Origin of the sequence: Anaerococcus marasmi, from assembly GCF_900290195.1 — a bacterium.
In the GTDB taxonomy this organism is placed as follows: domain Bacteria; phylum Bacillota; class Clostridia; order Tissierellales; family Peptoniphilaceae; genus Anaerococcus; species Anaerococcus marasmi.
Window position 1 is genome coordinate 214,733 of the sequence record NZ_OLMF01000004.1, and the last position, 17,768, is coordinate 232,500.

Genomic DNA, 17,768 nt, shown 5'->3' on the forward strand with positions numbered 1-17,768 from the left:
AGTGTGATTAATAAAGTATTAATAATTTTAATTTTTCTCTCCATAGTTTTTAATATAATCCAGTACAATAAAAATAAAAAAGTAAAAAGACAAATAAAAAATATGGATTTCATTTTAACAGATATGCTTTCAGGTGAAGTAGGTCATAAGATACTTGCCTCTAATGATGAAATCACGTCTGATATTGCTTATAAGATTAATGCTATAGTATACCAGCTAGAAAAAGAAATATCAGATTTAAAGATAGATAGTGAGGCAAATAAAGAATTAATGACTAGTCTTTCACATGATTTGAGAACACCACTTACAACTTTGATAGGTTACTTAGATGCTATTGATAAAGGAGTTGTAAATGGAAAAGAAAGAGAAGATTATTTTCAAATTGCTAGGTCTAAAGCTTATGACTTGAAAGAGTACATAGATATACTTTTTGAATGGTTTAAATTACAATCTAGTGAAATTGATTTATTAATAGAAAAAATAGAAATAAATGAATTAACGAGGCGTATTTTAAGAGATTGGATTCCTATACTAGAAGAAAATGATATTGATTTTGAAATAGATATGCCTGAAAGACCAATTTTTATAAAAATTGATAGAGATAAGTATGAGAGGATAATAAATAATCTACTACAAAATGTAATAAGTCACAGTAAAGCTTCTAAGCTATACATTAGTATTTCTAACAATGATAAGCGAGTATTCATTTCTATAAAAGATAATGGAATAGGTATTTCTGAAACTAATTTACCATATATTTTTGATCGACTCTATAAATGCGATGCAGGAAGAAGCAGAAAAGGAAGTGGACTTGGACTTGCTATTGTAAAGCAAATGATTGAAGTTATGCAAGGAGAAATAACAGTAGAAAGTAAAGAAGGAGAATTTACAAATTTCATAATTCAATTTAATATTACACCGAATAGATATAAATAATATTTTAGTTCTTGTTTTTACAAGGACTTTTTTATTGCAAGGTTAATGCAAGGTTAATATAAGGTTAATGCAAGGATGATGATTTATAATGTAATTATAAATAAAAGGAGGTAGATTTCATGAGCAATTACATTATAGAAACTAAGAATCTTACAAAAATTTATGGAGAACAAAAAAGTGTTGATAATCTAAACATCCATGTCAAAAAAGGAAGAATATATGGACTTTTAGGGAGAAATGGTGCAGGGAAAACTACAACAATGAAGATGCTTTTATCTTTAACTGAACCGTCTAGTGGAAATGTTTATGTTTTTGGAAAACCACTTAAAGGAAATGAAAAAAAGACTCTTCCACGAATAGGAAGTTTGATTGAATCACCAGGGTTTTATCCTAATTTAACCGCTACGGAAAACTTGCGTATTTTTGAGACACTAAGAGGCGTGACAAATCGTAATGCTATTAAGGATTCGTTGGATTTAGTAGGGCTACCATATAATGATAAAAAACTATTTTCCGAGTATTCCTTGGGAATGAAACAAAGGCTTGCAATTGCTCTTGCAATTATGCATGATCCAGAAATCCTAATACTTGATGAGCCCATTAATGGCTTAGATCCAATTGGTATTGCAGAAATACGTTCATTTATTCTAGATCTTTGTAAAAAAAGAGGAAAAACAATATTAATATCAAGTCATATATTATCTGAAATACAACTTTTAGCAGATGATGTAGGAATTATCGACAAAGGCATATTATTAGAAGAATCTAGTCTTGAAGATTTAGAAAAAAGGAGTAATAAGCATACACGTTTCATTGTTTCTGATGCACCACAAGCAGCAAGAATTTTAGAGCAAGCATTTGGAGAAACACAGTTTGATATTGAAAATAATAATAAATTAAGATTATATAATCTTGAAGTACCTATTGAAAAGATAATAACTTCATTTGTGAAAAATGATATTGAAGTATCGGAAGCACACACATATGAAGAAAACCTTGAAGACTACTTCAAGCGTGTGACAGGGGGTGAAGGAATTGCTTGATTTGATTAAGTGTGAGTTTTGGAAATTAAAAAGGAAAAAGTTCATTTTATTTGTGGTTATATCAGCTTTTTTATTTCCAGTTCCTTTAACTTATTTAATGACTACGCCCAATATGCTAGAACAATATGCTGATAAAAAAGATGCTTTTGATGGACTATTTAATATGGTTTTAGGATATGGAGTACAATTTTTGTTACCTTGTATTATAGGTGTAATAGCTGCCATTTTATTTTTTATGGAAAGAGATAATGATACATTTAAAAATTTAAGGACAATTCCCATAACAAGCACACAAATGATACTTGCTAAAATTATTGTATTATTTATTTTTGGAGCAGTTTTTTGTGTTGCATCTATCTTTGCGACAATTATATGTGGAAGTTTTACTACAGAAATATACGGTATTGGATATAAACTGTTGTTAGCACTTGAAACAGGAATTTTTATTACAGCTGGAACATTACCCCTTATTGTACTAATAGTATTTTTCAGTAAAAGTTATATATTTTCTGTTTTGATTTGTATTTTTTACAGTGTACTAAATATGAGTGCTACAGCTTTATATGATACTTTACCAAAGATGACTTTGTGGACTCTTCCTACTCCTTTAACTACATTCTGGGGTGCGGGAGATATGGCAGCACATGGAATCAAGATGAACTTGGAAGATTTAACAGGCTTAATCCCTTCAACATCTCAAGTAGTTTTGATTTTAAGTATTACAGCAATACTATCATTTATACTTATAGATTATATATATAAGAAGAGGGGGGAATAGAGATGCGTCGTATTCTAAAAGCTGAATTAATAAAACTAAAAAGATACAATATTATATGGGCAGGAATTATACTAATGCTTCTTTCGGTTGTATTGACATTGTTCACATCAATGGCAAATGATGGCTCTACATGGGACTTTACTTATTTGATGGAACAAGTAATTAAGAATAATATGTCCACTATTTTTCCTATGTGTATTACGTTAATTGCAGGATATATTATAGCAAGAGAGCAAAAAGACGATACATTAAAAAATATAAAAGTAGTTCCCATTTCTTATCGAAAATTGTTATTTGGAAAACTATTAGTTTGTGGCTTAATTGCTATTTTTTTAGGTATTGTTTGTACATTGTTTACAGTAATTGCAGAAATTTTAGTTAAATTTCCAGGCTTTTCTATGCAACTAGTAGGACAAGCATTAATACAGATTACATTAAATTGCCTATTTTTATATATAGCAGTATTACCAGTTATTATTTTAACTAGTAGATTGTCTAATGGTTATATGATAGGAGCTATTCTATCTTTCGTATATGGTTATGGAGGAATGTTTGCAGTAGCTAGTATGACTTTGGCAAATATGTATCCTATTACCGCAAGTCTTGGATTAATAAATTATCGAAGCTATGATAGTGCAGTTAATTGGAATAAGAGTATTTGTATTATTAGTTTAGTAGCGATAATAATTTTATCAACTATTCTATTGATCAATTCTAAAGAAGGTGAATGGAGTAAAAGAGAAAAGAAGAAACAAACATTAAAGAAAGGATGGTGATCTAGTGAAAAGTAATAGTTATTGTTTTAAAAAAAGATAGATATAAAGAAACCATGTGAGTAAAGGTTATTGATATTTTCAAATTCTATATTAGACAATAAATATAGACAGCTCTTTTGTAGGGCTGTTTTATCTTTACTCTAAAATGATATAATGTATTATAAGATGCGTATTTATTAACATATTCCCACATACGAGGCTTTTTAGAAAAATTAAATTTTATCCATACTCACCACTCAAGCTAGCTTTAGTGGTCAGTATGGATAAATTTTGAAACTTTTATCATCTTACTTTACCAGAAAAACTTCAATTTCCTGTTTTCTTGTCGAACACACAACAATTTTAATATTTATTAAGACTAACCTTATGATAGCATACATCGAAAGGTTGATTTTAACACTCTTTGCATGGTAGAAAATGCAAAAAATATGTCCTAGGAGGTGTAAGTTAAAGTCCAATATTAACTAAATTACATCATACTTTAAGTGACTTTAAATATTCTTTTTGTTTCGGTGTAATGCGCTTACTTTCACGTGCTTTCTGTATTGCCTTATTATGAGTCCATGTGTCTAGGCGCTGATCTTCAATGTATTTTATGGCCATATCCCACTCTTTTGCCAAAGCCGTTGCAAAGAACCATGCAATCATCATCTTAACGTAATACTGATCGTTATTAACAGAAAGAGGTATCTCCAAATACTCAGGTTTAAAGTCATCATCAAGAAAGTGAGACATCAACATCTCAAGACCAAAACGGCAAGTATATTCTTCTTCCGATTTGGACCTTTCTTTAATTTTTTCCAAAAGCGCTTTTTTATTTTTTTTGAAAATCTTTGGAGACATAATATCACAAACAGCCCAATTATCAACATAAAGCAGAAATTCATCGACTGCCTCAATACAGTCATCATAGTCTTTCATTTCAGAAATTAGGAGTCCATGCAGCATATTTTCATCATAATATTTATGGGGTAAATCTCTTAGAAATTTAGATGTTTCCGGCTCCCCTATAATTCTTTTAGCAAGCTTTCTAGCCTCTGGAACTCTAACCCCTATAAATAGGTCCCTCGGAATATTTGGTGTCAATTTCGCTTGAAAATCAGCATATGAAATATCCTGCAATGCCAATAATTCTTCTTTAATGTTCACTTCTTTCACTCTCCCTATAATTCTAATTTGTCGCTCTACTATGAATCTTTGTCATTAACGCCACACAGTCTCAGCCGTCAAATCTTGCCAATCTAAGCTCCCTTATTAGTCGCTTTTCTTGGAGATTTTTGGCATGAGACCTACCTCTGTCGCTACTTCGATTCGCTGTGTGAATCTCGTACCAATAGGGTTAGGGCTTCAACGTATGTGGAGAGTGTAGCGTTGATACAAAAGATGTAAATTTAGAAATCCTGCATTTTATTTAGTTTATAAGCATTTTGTCTTCGATAAAGATGAAGAAGGATACGTCAAAAAGACTCAAAAAAAACTACATGAACGTAAGAGTAGTACTGCAACTGATATGAGGAGACACAAAGAAAAATATAATTAGCCCATTTTATACTTTCTACAAGAGTAGCTTAAGGTGACCCCACAAAATTGGACATAATACCAGAGTTAGGACTATACTAGCTCTGGTATTTCTTATCCTATCCTACTTCTAGGGGTAGGAATTTTTTATTTTCTTATAGAATAATTTACAACTACAATTCCTAAAATCGTAATTAAGCCAAACAACCCCCATGTACCAATAAGAATGTCATTAAAAAGCTTAATATCCTTAACAATAAAACTAGACAAAAAGGCAATTATTAAAGGTAAAACCATTACATAAGTCATTTTTTTGACTTTAGCTAGATATCCTTTTCTTATTAATTGTTCCTTCTTTTCATCTTCCATAGTATTAAATCCAGCTATAATATTTCCATTAGTTTTATCTATCAGGTATGAAGTAAACAATGTTAAAATAATAGGAATCAATAAAACTATTTTAACGATAATATCATCGGGATCTGCTAAATTCATATGTAACTCACTCTCCTTCAAAATTAAAAAATTATTTTCTTTTAATTATTATACCTAGCTAGTTTGAAAAATTATACTACATCATATATAAATCTTTTCGATTGTCAAATTAACCTAGACAGAATGTACTAAATAATAAATTTTTATAAGGTTCTTTAATAGTTTAAGGATTTCCCTAGGGTAATGATTCTATAGCTAGCTACATATACAATATCCTTTTCCTTGATTAGCCTAAATCAGTTTATTTTGCTAATCTTTTGATAGGTCAATTGAATTTTCGTTCAATACTCTTTGACTTATACATCAGAAATATGTGAAGAATATTAATGTATCACGTTTATTGCATATATTTTTCCAATTTGAAAATTCTTTGAAACAGTCGAATGTTATTGAATTCACTAATTTTATTGTCATTTCTGCTAATCATTAGTGCAATCTTTATTTGATACTTTTCGATAATAACTGTGGACCATTTTTCGGTTGACATTTGCAATATTTAAATAACAAAGCCTATAAAAGGGATTCTAATAGGACTAGCTATCGTAATGGCTACTATGAACGTGATTATACAACAAAAATAGGTACTCTAACCCTAAGAGTGCCTAGAACAAGAGACGGTAAATTCAGGGCAGAGCTTTTTGAAAGGTATCAAAGGAATGAAAAAGCTCTACTTACAACAATGCTAGAAATGTATGTCCAAGGAGTATCAACAAGAAAAGTATCCAAAGTAATAGAAAATATGTGCGGCAAAACATATTCTAAATCCTTTGTATCATCCCTAACTAAAGAACTTGACGAAGAAGTAAAACTATGGAGAAATAGCGACCTAAGTACGATAAAATATCCTTATCTAATTGTAGATGTTGTATACATAAAAGTAAGAGAAAACAATAGGGTAGTATCAAAAGCTTGTCATATTGCAATAGGAATAACTGAAAAAGGAAATAGAGAAATCATAGGCTTAGACTTAAGCTCTAGCGAGAGTGAATACTCCTAGTCAAACTTCTTTGAATATTTAAAATCCAAGATATAAACTTGGCAAGAAAATTGAAAGATGAAATATTCTTAAAATACGAAAATGAAAAGAAATTTCAAAACTCTTTAAACACCTTAGATGAAGGATTTGAAGATACTTTTGCATATCTAGCTAACGATGTAATTCATAGCAGACTTAAATCAACAAATAGCATAGAAAGATTAAATCAAGAAGTTAGAAGACGAGAAAAAGTCGTTAGAATATTTCCTAATGAAGATTCAGCCATGCGTCTAATAGGCGCAATCCTCATAGATATCAATAGGAACCTTCTAACATCTTCTAAAATATATATTAGAATGAAATAGTAAATATTGTGCTAGTATATTTTACACAATATTATGGACTTGACTAATTTAATGTGAATGAAATTAAAAACTTATATAATGATGTTGGCTGGAAGACTATACTGACCTTGCAAAAAGGATGGAAGAATTAAAGAACGAAAAAGAAAAGATACTCCTTGAAATGGCGGAAGATAAGAATGAACAAAGCAGGTTATAGGAATTAGAAGAATTTTTAGAAGATCAGGAATTTGAGATAGAGAGATACGATGGAGACTTAGTAAGGAAACTCGTAGATAAGATAGTAATTTACGAGGAGAAATTAAAGGTAACATTCAAGTCAGAGATTGAAATTTATATTGACAAATAGCGGATCCGTGAAGGTTCTGTTTTTACTTATATTGGTAATAGGGTTATAATAAAATTAGGTGTATTTGAGTACTTATGACGTATTAAATGAGATAAATCGAGTATTTTAGGAGATTTTATATGAGCAGGTTATTACTATTAGAAGATGATCAGAGTCTTATTTATGGTTTGTCATTTTCTTTTAAGAAGCAAGGGTTTAATGCTGATATAGCTAGAACAATAAGCGAAGCTTTAGATTTATGGGCGAAGAATGAATATGAATTATTAATTTTAGATGTATCTCTTCCTGATGGCTCAGGATTTGAATTTTGTAGAAAAGTAAGAGAAAATTCCGATGTACCTATTATTTTTCTAACAGCTTCTGATGAAGAAACAAGTGTGATTATGGGTCTGGATATTGGTGGAGATGACTATATAACTAAGCCATTTAAATTGAGTATTTTAATTTCAAGAATAAATGCACTCCTTAGGAGAACAGAAAAATATAAATATACTAGTCAAGAAGTAGAATCAAATGGAATCAAAATTCATTTATTAGAGGGCATAGCTTATAAAAATGGTCACGCTTTAGATCTAACGGGTGGTGAGTATAAGTTACTTTGCTTCTTAATGGAAAATACCAATATTGTTCTATCTAAAGATCAGATTTTAGAGAAATTGTGGGATGTTAATGGTAATTATATAGACAATAATTCTGTGACCGTCTATATTCGTAGGCTCAGAGTAAAAATTGAAGATAATCCGAGTCAACCTAAAATGATACAAACCATTAGAGGTTTGGGATATAAGTGGAATGTTTATTGTTGAGGTGGAAAAATGATGTCCGTGTTTTCAGACGAAAATAATAAAAAATATTTCAAGTATATATTTGTTGTTAGTTTTTTATATGCAATATTGGTGCAAATGTTTATTTGGAAACAATTTAAAACTATTTCTGTTACTTTAATTTTTATAGGCCTTATTTTTACTATGGTGACACTAGGTGTCTTTTATCTTTATTTAAAACACCAAGAAGGGATTATAGAAAATGCAGAAGAACAGATCAATATGTATCTTGAAGGTAATAGTAATATTCAGATTGATTCTGAAAGAGAGGGGACAATTTATAGGCTATTTAATTCAATAAATCAGATGATTTTAATATTAGATGCACGTGCCAAGAGTGAAACGAAAGAGAAAAAATTTCTAAGAGACACTATATCTGATATATCTCATCAACTAAAAACACCATTAGCAGCTTTAAATATATATAATGAACTTATTTTTAATGAGGTAGATAAAGATTATCCTATTAAAGATTTATGTAAAGCGTCAGATCATGAGCTTAATCGAATGAATACTTTAGTACAAAATTTGTTGAAATTAGTTAGGTTTGACGCAGGTGTGATTGTTCTTGAAAAATCAAAGGAAAATGTGTATGAGATGATTAAAGATTTAGAGCTTCACTTTATATATCGTGCAAAAAGTGAAAAAAAGTACCTACAAGTATGTGGAGATAAAAAAATTAAACTCATTTGCGATAGAGATTGGCTATTGGAAGCAATAAATAATATTGTGAAAAATGCTTTTGATCATACCAAAAGCGGAGATATAGTTAAAATTGAATGGAAACAGTTCTCTTCTATCTTACAGATAAAAATTACAGATAATGGTTTAGGAATACATGAAGATGATCTTTATCATATTTTCAAGCGATTTTATCGAAGCAGACATTTAAAAGAAACACAAGGGATAGGTTTAGGCTTACCCCTTGCGAAGTCTATTATCGAAGCACATGGTGGCACAATAGAAGTTTTTAGTGAATTAGGATATGGAACCACATTTCTTTTAAACTTTAGAAATCCTACAAAATTGTAGTCTTTTAGTAATTTAATTGTAGGATTGGATTGTTATTCTTTTTATAAATAAAAGATGAAAGAGGTGTTTTATGAGTTTATTAGAGATTAAATCTATTTCTAAAATATATGGAAAAGGAAATAATGCAGTGCATGCACTAAAAGATGTTAGTTTTTCGGTAGATAAAGGAGAATATATAGCGATAGTAGGAGAATCAGGTTCTGGGAAAAGTACGCTCTTGAATATAATAGGTGCGATAGATATACCGACTGATGGCAAGGTTATTATTAATAATAAAGATTTGTTTACAATGACGGATAGTGAGCTTACAGTATTTCGTCGCAGAAATATAGGTTTTATTTTTCAGGGATTTAATTTAATTCCAGAATTAACTGTGGAACAGAATATAATCTTCCCTGTTTTATTGGATTATAAGAAACCAGATAGAGAGTATCTTGATGAGCTATTAAATATATTAGGATTACAAGAGAGAAGAAATCACTTACCAAGTGAACTTTCTGGAGGTCAGCAACAGAGGGTTGCTATAGGTAGAGCACTTATAACGAAGCCTTCTCTAATTCTAGCGGATGAACCAACGGGAAACCTAGATTCTAAAAATAGTTCAGAGGTTATTAGTTTACTTAAGGAATCTTCACAGAAATATGAACAAACTATAATCATGATTACACATAGCCACTCGATAGCTCAATCAGCAACTAGAGTTTTAAGAGTTTCGGATGGAATACTAGTTGATCAGGGGAGTGCTACAAATGAAAAGTTATCTTAGTTTAATTCCAATATCAGCTAAAGTTCGTAAAAAACAGAATCATTTAACTTTAATGTGCATAGCTATTTCAGTATTTTTGGTAACATCAATTTTTAGTATGGCTGAAATTGTCTTACGAATGGAAATGGATAGATTGAAATTAAAACATACTGGATTTAGTTTTAATGATGTATTAAAGAGTAACTTGGGGCAAACCTTAATACCAATAGCTATAATATTATTTATACTTATACTTGTAGCTGGAGCTTTAATGATTTCTGGAAGTATTAATAATAGTATTGCTCAAAGAACTAAGTTTTTTGGGATGATGCGTTCTCTTGGAATGAGTACGGGTCAGATTAAAAAATTTGTTAGGCTAGAGTCGCTAAATTGGTGTAAAACATCTATTCCTGTTGGTACATTAATAGGTGTTGTTTCAACTTGGATTCTTTGTGGAGGGCTGAGATATATAGTTGGAGAAGAATTTTCTAATGTACCTGTTTTTACAATAAGTATATTTGGAATTCTAGCAGGTATTCTGGTAGGACTTGCAAGTGTTTTAATCGCCGCTAAAAAACCAGCTAAAGAAGCTTCTAAAATTTCACCAATTGTAGCTCTTTCTGGAAATGAAAAATCTAACATGGGAAATAAACAATTAGTAAATAATAAGTTTTTTAACATCGAAAAATCACTAGGAATAAATCATGCTATAGAGAATAAAAAGAATTTATTTCTAATGTCAGCTTCCTTTGCTTTAAGTATTATCTTGTTTCTAACATTTATAGTTTTCGGACAATTTGTAAATTATATCATGCCACAATCTTCTGCCAGGGCTGACATAGCAATTATGAGCAAGGATACTTCAAATAATATTGATCCTAATTTGTTGGATAAATTAGAAAAAGTGGAAGAAGTAAAAAATGTATATGGGAGAAGAAGTGCTTTTGATGTAAATTCTATTTTAGAATCTGAATCTAACCGTGAAGAAAAGATAGATATTATCTCATATGATGATTTTGATTTAAAAGGTCTAAAAAAGGATAAAGTTTTAAAGAAAAAAAGTGATTTGTCGAAGGTATTTGGCAAAAGCCATTATATTTTAGCTACTTGGGATAGGGAAAGCGATAAGGAGATTGGGGATAAAATAAAAATTAACGGAGAAGATTTCGAAATAGCTGGATTATTGAAATACGATCCATTTACTAGCGATGGTGAAACTAGAGGTAAAACTACAATAATAACTTCAAGTGAAACTTTTAAACAGATAACTAATGAGGTTGAGTATAACTTAGTTATGTTGCAGACCGATGAGAATTTTTCGGATGAAAGTATAAATGAAATTCAGAAACTTATAGGAAATAAAAACATAATAAGAGATCGTCGAGATCAAAAGACAACAGGAACCTACATGGCATTTATGTTTTTTGTATATGGTTTCATAGCAATTATCGGTCTTGTAAGTCTATTAAATAGTATCAATAGTATATCCATTAGCGTATCTTCAAAAATAAAACAATATGGAATGATGCGTGCAGTGGGTATGGATAAGCTTCAAATCAAGAGAATGATTAAAGTAGAATCAGTAACCTATGGTTTCTTTGGTTGTTTTATAGGGATATTAGTTGGTGTTTTACTGAATAAAATTATCTTCACAAAACTGATAGAAAACCACTTTTCCTATGCTGTTTGGCAGTTTCCAATTTTGCCAGCAATGATTTCGATAGGATTTATATTGATTTCAGTAATTCTTTCAACTTATAAACCTATTAAGAGAATTAATAAGATGTCCATAACTGCCAATATAAATGAATTATAAGATATTCTTGCTAAAAAACATAAAATGTTGTGTTTGGTTGATATTTGGAGGAAAGAAAAAACAAGTTATTTGTAGTGTTAATTACCAACACTCTTATTACCTTTTATGTAATGTTTACAGTTCTAGTATCATAACTTGTTCAATTAGAGGATTTAAACAGCTTTTTTGTGGGCTGTTTTTTCTTTTTTCAAAAATGATATAATAAATTATAAGATGAATTACAATTGAATTTATTCCCAGATACGAGGATTCCTCAAAATAAGAAATTTTATCCATACCGACCACTCAAACCATGTGGAGACGATGGTACTGATGTCAAAATAGAATAAAGCTTTGAAAGTAAAAATCTCTTTGATAGATTATAAGTTGAAAGGATACTGATTTAATAGATAAGTTAAAAAACATGGTGTTCTATCTACTGCTGCTATAGACTTTTATTTATTCCTTGGTTTATAGGATACACAGAAATTGCGATCAGTGTTATATTAGTAATTATTCCTCTAATATGTTTAATAATTTCTGTTTATAATGGAATTAGAAATGGGTTAGTTTTGTGTTACATTTTGAGCGTAGCAATTATATCTATCTCATCAATATTTATATTTCATAACTTAAGTGCACGGGTTTATGCAGTTGTACACGCAGATGTTGTTTTGTTTGGGAATTTAATAGCTTTGCCATTGAGGCAAAGATGAATTTCATTTATCAATCTAATATATTTTAACTATATTTTGGAGATATTTTAAAATTTTCGTGTTTATCTTCTTAATTTATATTTTATTATCTGACATTGAAAGTTAGTACTGGTTTGATATTGAGTTACTGGCTTTAATTATAGAGTAGCATGGATTATAGATAGGTAGTCATAAGCCTGATGCTAATATACAAATACTAGAAGGGATAAGTTGCTAGAAAACCTCAGTTATAACTAATGAATTAATGCCTTGATAAATAACAATTGTTAGATAAACCTTTTAAATGGGAAAATATTAAATATAACTTACTTTAGAAAGGCGTAATTATATGACCAAAAACTATACTAAAAATTTAATAAAAAAAGAATTTATGAATCTTTTAGATAAAAAGACATTAAATAAGATAACTGTTACTGAATTAGCTAAGAAGTGTGATATTGAAAGGAAAACTTTTTACTACCACTATGAAAATTTAGAACAATTAATAAAAGAAATATTTGAGTCAGAGCTAGATGTAGTGATTGAAGAATTTAATGAGAATCTTTCATGGGAAGATAGTTTTATCTTGGCTGCAAAGTTTATCCTAGAAAATAAAAAAGCTATTAGACATATCTACTATTCAGACTACAAGGCAAATGTAGAAAAATATGTATATTCTATGGCAGGTGAAGTTATTACAAAATATGTCAAACATATATCAAAGGCTACTAGAGCAAAAGAAGTCGATATTAATCTAATATCTTATTTTTATCAGTGTGCTTTAAGTAGTGCACTGATACAATGGATAGCTACCGATATGCAAACTGATCCTGTAGTCATTACCAACAGGCTAGGAAAATTAATGGATGGTAATATTTTGTTGTCATTAAAAAGGAGTGAAAGACTAGATTCCTTTACCCAGATTCCTCTAATTGAGTAAAATTTACACAAACCACTAATATTGGTAGATGAAATCATTCTCTTTTTATGGTTTAATAGATATATAAGATGATAATGTTAAGTTATTAAAGGAGAAGTTATGGAACTTAAAACTCGTGATAAAAGATTAAAGCTAACTAATGGAGACTTTGAAAGATTAGTTAAAGCTAGAAAACCTGAAGGAATAGAAAATAAATCAGCTTATCTAATTGGAACAGGTATCGCTTCTTTAAGTGCAGCTTGTTTCTTAATTAGAGATGCTCACATGGAAGGTGAGAAAATCACTTTCTTAGAACAACTAGACATACCTGGTGGATCACTTGATGGTGAATACATGGATACTAAAGGATATGTAGCTCGTGGTGGTAGAGAAACAGGCGCTCGTTTTGAATGTCTTTGGGATATTTGGAGTTCAATACCAAGTTTAGAAGATCCTGAAATGAGTATATTAGATGACTATTTCTATACTAACTACGATGATCCAAACTACAGTAACTGCCGTATTACTCACAAACAAGGTGAAAGATATGACAATAATAAATTTAATTTAACCCAAGATCAAGTTAAAGAAATTGCTGAGCTTTGTATGACTAAGGATGAAATACTTGAAGATAAAGCTATTGAAGATGTATTCTCAGATGGTCTTTTAAATTCAGATTTCTGGACCCTATGGAGAACAATGTTTGCCTTTGAAAATTGGCATTCTGCATTAGAGATGAAATTATATTTGAATCGTTTTATCCATCACGTAGGTGGTCTTACAGATTTATCAGCACTTAGATTTACAAGATATGACCAATACAATTCAATTGTAAAACCTATGGTTAAGTACCTTGAAGATCATGGATGTAAATTCCAATATGACACAAAGGTAACTGATGTTGATTTTGATATTTCAGAGAATAAAAAAGTTGCTACAAAGATTATAGCTGAAGATAAGAATGGCAACGACAAATCAATTGATTTAACAGAAAATGACCTAGTATTTATAACAAATGGTTCAATAACTGAAAATTCTAGCTATGGTGATGACAATACACCAGCTGAGTTAAGCGATGAACAAACTGGTTGCTGGGAAATGTGGAAGAACATTGCCAAAAAATCTGATGATTTTGGTCGCCCTGAAGTATTCTGCTCAGATGTTGAAAAGAGTAACTGGGAATCATGTACAGTAACATGCCATGATGATTCAGTTCCAAAATATATTGAAAAAATTACAAAGAGAAGCCCTTATGGTGGAAAAACTGTAACTGGTGGTATTGTAACCTGCGTTGATTCAAGTTGGTTAATGAGCTGGACAATTAATAGACAAGGACAATATCCTGAACAACCGGAAAATGATGTTGCTGTTTGGGTATATGGATTATTCTCAGACGTTGAAGGTGACTACATCAAGAAGAAAATGAGAGATTGTACAGGTAAGGAAATTACTAAAGAATGGTTATATCATATTGGAGTACCAGTAAATGAAATTGATACTCTTGCAGAAACTTGTACTGCAGTCCCAGTTATGATGCCATACATTACAGCTCAATTTATGCCAAGAAAATTTGGTGATAGACCACTAGTTGTTCCAAAAGGTGGAGTAAACTTTGCTTTCCTTGGACAATTTGCAGAAACATTAGATGATCCAGGAAGAGATACTGTGTTTACTACAGAATATTCCGGAAGAACAGCAATGGAAGCAGTTTATGTACTTTGTGGTGTAGAAAAGGCTGTTCCAGAAGTTTTTGCTTCAAGATATGATTTAAGATATCTTCTAAATGGAATGGTTGCTTTATCTGATGGTGAAAAACCTGAAATTCCTCTTAGCCCACTTCAAAAAATCAAAGTTGCAAAACTTATAAAAGGAACAGATATAGAGGAAATGTTGAAAGAATTTAATATTATTTAATAATATATAAACACATTTGGGGCGATAATATATCGTCCCATTATTTTTTTATTAAGGAGACCAATGATGAATAACAACTTGAATAATCAAGCTGTGCCTACTTTAGAAGAAATAGAATCCATATATGAAGATATTTTAAGAAGCGAATCTAGGTCAAATGAAGAAAATGACTTGGAAATTTTAGGAGAATTTTATAAAAGATTTAGGAAAGAAGAAAATAAAACAGAAGAATCAAAGTCAGAAAACGCAATAATAAAAGAATATAGAAAATATTTAAGAAATGAAGAGAATAAGCAAAAAAAATTAATAGAAGAACTAGAAAATTTGATAAGCTATGAGAAATTCTTTTTAGAAGTAGAGAGAAAAAGAAATCAAAAATATTATAACAGCAATTTTTATGGGAGCAACGAAGCTACTAGATATAGGGTAGATAAGATTAATTCTTATTCAAAAGAACTCAGGGAAATAATAAATAATTCACCTGATGCCTGGCGATATTATTATCATAGACAACTAATTAATGATATACAAACAGGATATAATCAAGACCTTGTAGAAGTACCCTATGTATTAGGGGCAAAGAGAAAAATTATAGAATCTTTAAAGCAATCTACGCCAGTGTATATAATAGGCCATTTAGGTAGTGGAAAAACCCAAATAGCAAGAGAAGCAGCAATTGAATTTACATTAGAAAACATAATTCAAGAAGAATTAGAAGATTTAATGGAAAAATGGTTTTTAGAAAACTGTCAAGCCACTGAAGATGAGGCTATAGAAGAGTTCAGTGAATTAAATAGAGATAGAAGGAATTATTATAAAAATTTACTAAAAGAAGGCAATCAGGCAGAACTTGAAAAAATATATCCCTATTTTATATCAGGTTCATATAATCTAACCTATGAAGATATGTTTGTTGAAAAAACTCTATCCTTAGAGAAAGCATCTTCTAGCGAAAGTAATTTAGAATTAATAGATGACGTTGTAGACCAATATTTTACTTGGCTAAAAACACATGAAAAGGAACTTAAAAATATACCGGTAAAAAAGCAAGATATAATAAAAAGTAAGGTTTGGGATAGTATTTCAGAAATTTTTATAGCTAGAAATACAATTTATGGAACAGTGGTAAAGAAAATAGAAAGAGAAATATTACTAGCTGTAAGAAATGGTAGGCCTGTTATTATAGATGAACTAAATACTATTGCTATGCAAAATTTAATAGGACTAAATGATATATTACAAAGTAAATTTGGATCAAAAGCCTATGTTACAGGGATAGGACCTGTAGAAATAAAAAAAGGTTTTGGTCTAATAGGCACAGGAAACTTATCAACTGACCAAGTTAGTTATGAGGGAACCAACGACCTTAACCCTGCTTTTAAATCACGTTTTTTGACACTAGAATATAATTATGTAAATCAAAATACCGTTGGATCTTTAAAAAACCAAACTAATCCAGAGAAAAATGAACTTTTTAGGATTATGTTGGTAAGATTAGCCGACAATAATGGGAATTTACACCTTCCAACTCCTACACGAAGCTTAGAAGAAATATTTAGACTAGCCCAGTTGTCTAGAGTAAGTCAAGAAGTTTTTATGGGCAGACGGATTTCGACTGAAAAAGAAAGTTCATCTGAAGATGTTCCTGAGCTTAAAGAATCAGTTTTATCACTAAGAAATGTTCTAAGAATATTAGATAATTGGAATTTAGGAGAAGAAAAAGACTTAACTTTAGCTTTGTGGGATGGCTTTATTAGTTCAATAACAAATCCAAAAGACCAGGCATATATTTTAACCCAAGCAGTAAGATTTGGATTTTTCAAAGAATCCGAAGGATGGGATATTAATAATGAAAATCTAGGAAAAGTTGTCCTAGAATATGATGATTTAAGGACTAGGCCTTACCAATATATCAGGGGAGAAATTGAAACTTTAAGTTATCTAGATTTAATAAAAATAATATTTGGTCCAGAACCAAAAAGAAGTGAAATACCTGAATTTTTGAAGGCTTATGAGGATGGAGAAAATATAATATCCATAGAAGAATATGAAGAGCTTGATCAAAGATTGAATAAGTTGGAGCATTCAAAGTATCTTTTAGATTATTTACTAGATATGGAAAATAATAGAAAATGAAATTTTCAATTAATATAAATGAATATAAGAAAAATTTAACAAAACTAAGGGCTCAGTTAGACCAGACCCTAGCAGAAGGTCATCTTAATGGAAATTTTAAGGAAAAATTAGATGAGTTAGAAGAGCTTGAAAATAAAATGCTTAAAGAATTGTTGCCTTATTATAGAATCTATGCTCCAGAACTTTACCAAACAAAGATAAGAGGACTAGAAGTTAAAATTGATGGAGATAACAAGCTCCAATCTTATCTTAAAAGCTACCTTCACGTTGAAGAAAACTTATTTGTATTAGCAAGTGCAGATCAAAAAGTTTATTTTATGAGAAGAAATGGAGAAAATAAGCAGCATATAGAATTAAGTCAAGCTATTAAAAATTTCAATAAACTAGTCATATATATGTATAAACTAGGTAAAGAAAAAATTTTGCTATTTACAGTCTCAGGAGATATTTATGTATTTATGTCAAATAATTTCAC

14 protein-coding genes and 1 pseudogene (1 of these 15 cut by a window edge) are annotated in these 17,768 nt (G+C 30.1%); 13 read left to right on the forward strand and 2 right to left on the reverse strand.

All coding sequences use genetic code 11. The features are described 5' to 3' along the window. The first annotated feature begins 3 nt into the window (after nucleotides 1–3). The 4 genes from C7D97_RS01200 to C7D97_RS01215 all read left to right on the forward strand — a co-directional run bounded on the left by C7D97_RS01200 (nucleotide 4) and on the right by C7D97_RS01215 (nucleotide 3,533). Entirely contained in the window at nucleotides 4–936 is a 933-nt protein-coding gene (locus tag C7D97_RS01200; RefSeq protein ID WP_240308873.1) for a sensor histidine kinase, read from the forward strand. A gap of 119 nt (nucleotides 937–1,055) precedes the next feature. After that, nucleotides 1,056–1,979, forward strand: a complete 924-nt coding sequence (locus C7D97_RS01205) for an ABC transporter ATP-binding protein (RefSeq protein ID WP_105300330.1) — start codon at nucleotides 1,056–1,058, stop codon at nucleotides 1,977–1,979. Further along, nucleotides 1,972–2,757, forward strand: coding sequence for an ABC transporter permease (locus tag C7D97_RS01210; RefSeq protein WP_105300331.1), 786 nt, complete (start codon nucleotides 1,972–1,974; stop codon nucleotides 2,755–2,757). The genes C7D97_RS01205 and C7D97_RS01210 overlap by 8 nt, the downstream gene beginning before the upstream one ends. Nucleotides 2,758–2,759: 2 nt before the next feature. Further along, nucleotides 2,760–3,533, forward strand: coding sequence for an ABC transporter permease (locus C7D97_RS01215; protein WP_105300332.1), 774 nt, complete (start codon nucleotides 2,760–2,762; stop codon nucleotides 3,531–3,533). A 474-nt stretch (nucleotides 3,534–4,007) separates the two neighbouring features. Here C7D97_RS01215 and C7D97_RS01220 read toward each other — a convergent pair whose 3' ends face one another. Further along, nucleotides 4,008–4,682, reverse strand: a complete 675-nt coding sequence (locus tag C7D97_RS01220) for a DNA alkylation repair protein (protein WP_105300333.1) — start codon at nucleotides 4,680–4,682, stop codon at nucleotides 4,008–4,010. A 516-nt stretch (nucleotides 4,683–5,198) separates the two neighbouring features. Further along, nucleotides 5,199–5,546, reverse strand: a complete 348-nt coding sequence (locus C7D97_RS01225; protein ID WP_105300334.1) for a DUF3784 domain-containing protein — start codon at nucleotides 5,544–5,546, stop codon at nucleotides 5,199–5,201. Nucleotides 5,547–6,036: 490 nt separating this feature from the next. Here C7D97_RS01225 and C7D97_RS10680 point away from each other — a divergent pair. The 9 genes and pseudogenes from C7D97_RS10680 to C7D97_RS01285 form a co-directional block, all read left to right on the forward strand. Beyond that, a pseudogene (locus tag C7D97_RS10680) lies at nucleotides 6,037–6,887 on the forward strand (IS256 family transposase); the annotation flags it as partial. Nucleotides 6,888–7,352: 465 nt separating this feature from the next. Continuing rightward, entirely contained in the window at nucleotides 7,353–8,039 is a 687-nt protein-coding gene (locus C7D97_RS01245) for a response regulator transcription factor (protein ID WP_105300337.1), read from the forward strand. Nucleotides 8,040–8,048: 9 nt separating this feature from the next. Further along, on the forward strand, nucleotides 8,049–9,089 hold the full coding sequence (locus tag C7D97_RS01250) for a sensor histidine kinase (RefSeq protein ID WP_205408046.1): 1,041 nt from the start codon (nucleotides 8,049–8,051) through the stop codon (nucleotides 9,087–9,089). A 70-nt stretch (nucleotides 9,090–9,159) separates the two neighbouring features. After that, nucleotides 9,160–9,855 (forward strand): ABC transporter ATP-binding protein, encoded by a 696-nt coding sequence (locus C7D97_RS01255; protein ID WP_105300338.1) that lies wholly within the window; start codon nucleotides 9,160–9,162, stop codon nucleotides 9,853–9,855. After that, complete coding sequence (locus tag C7D97_RS01260) at nucleotides 9,839–11,650, forward strand: ABC transporter permease (RefSeq protein ID WP_105300339.1); 1,812 nt, start codon at nucleotides 9,839–9,841, stop codon at nucleotides 11,648–11,650. Before C7D97_RS01255 ends, C7D97_RS01260 begins: the two co-directional genes overlap by 17 nt. Nucleotides 11,651–12,673: 1,023 nt before the next feature. Further along, the gene (locus C7D97_RS01270; protein WP_105300340.1) at nucleotides 12,674–13,264 is read left to right on the forward strand and encodes a TetR/AcrR family transcriptional regulator; all 591 of its coding nucleotides are present in this window, start codon (nucleotides 12,674–12,676) and stop codon (nucleotides 13,262–13,264) included. A gap of 99 nt (nucleotides 13,265–13,363) precedes the next feature. Then, nucleotides 13,364–15,157, forward strand: coding sequence for an oleate hydratase (locus tag C7D97_RS01275; protein WP_105300341.1), 1,794 nt, complete (start codon nucleotides 13,364–13,366; stop codon nucleotides 15,155–15,157). A gap of 63 nt (nucleotides 15,158–15,220) precedes the next feature. Next, the gene (locus tag C7D97_RS01280; protein ID WP_240308875.1) at nucleotides 15,221–17,293 is read left to right on the forward strand and encodes a ring-infected erythrocyte surface antigen domain-containing protein; all 2,073 of its coding nucleotides are present in this window, start codon (nucleotides 15,221–15,223) and stop codon (nucleotides 17,291–17,293) included. Then, nucleotides 17,290–17,768: the 5' end (the start) of a hypothetical protein gene (locus C7D97_RS01285; protein ID WP_105300343.1), read on the forward strand. It continues 730 nt past the right edge of the window; 479 of the gene's 1,209 nt are visible here — the first part of the coding sequence; its start codon is at nucleotides 17,290–17,292; the stop codon falls past the right edge of the window. Before C7D97_RS01280 ends, C7D97_RS01285 begins: the two co-directional genes overlap by 4 nt.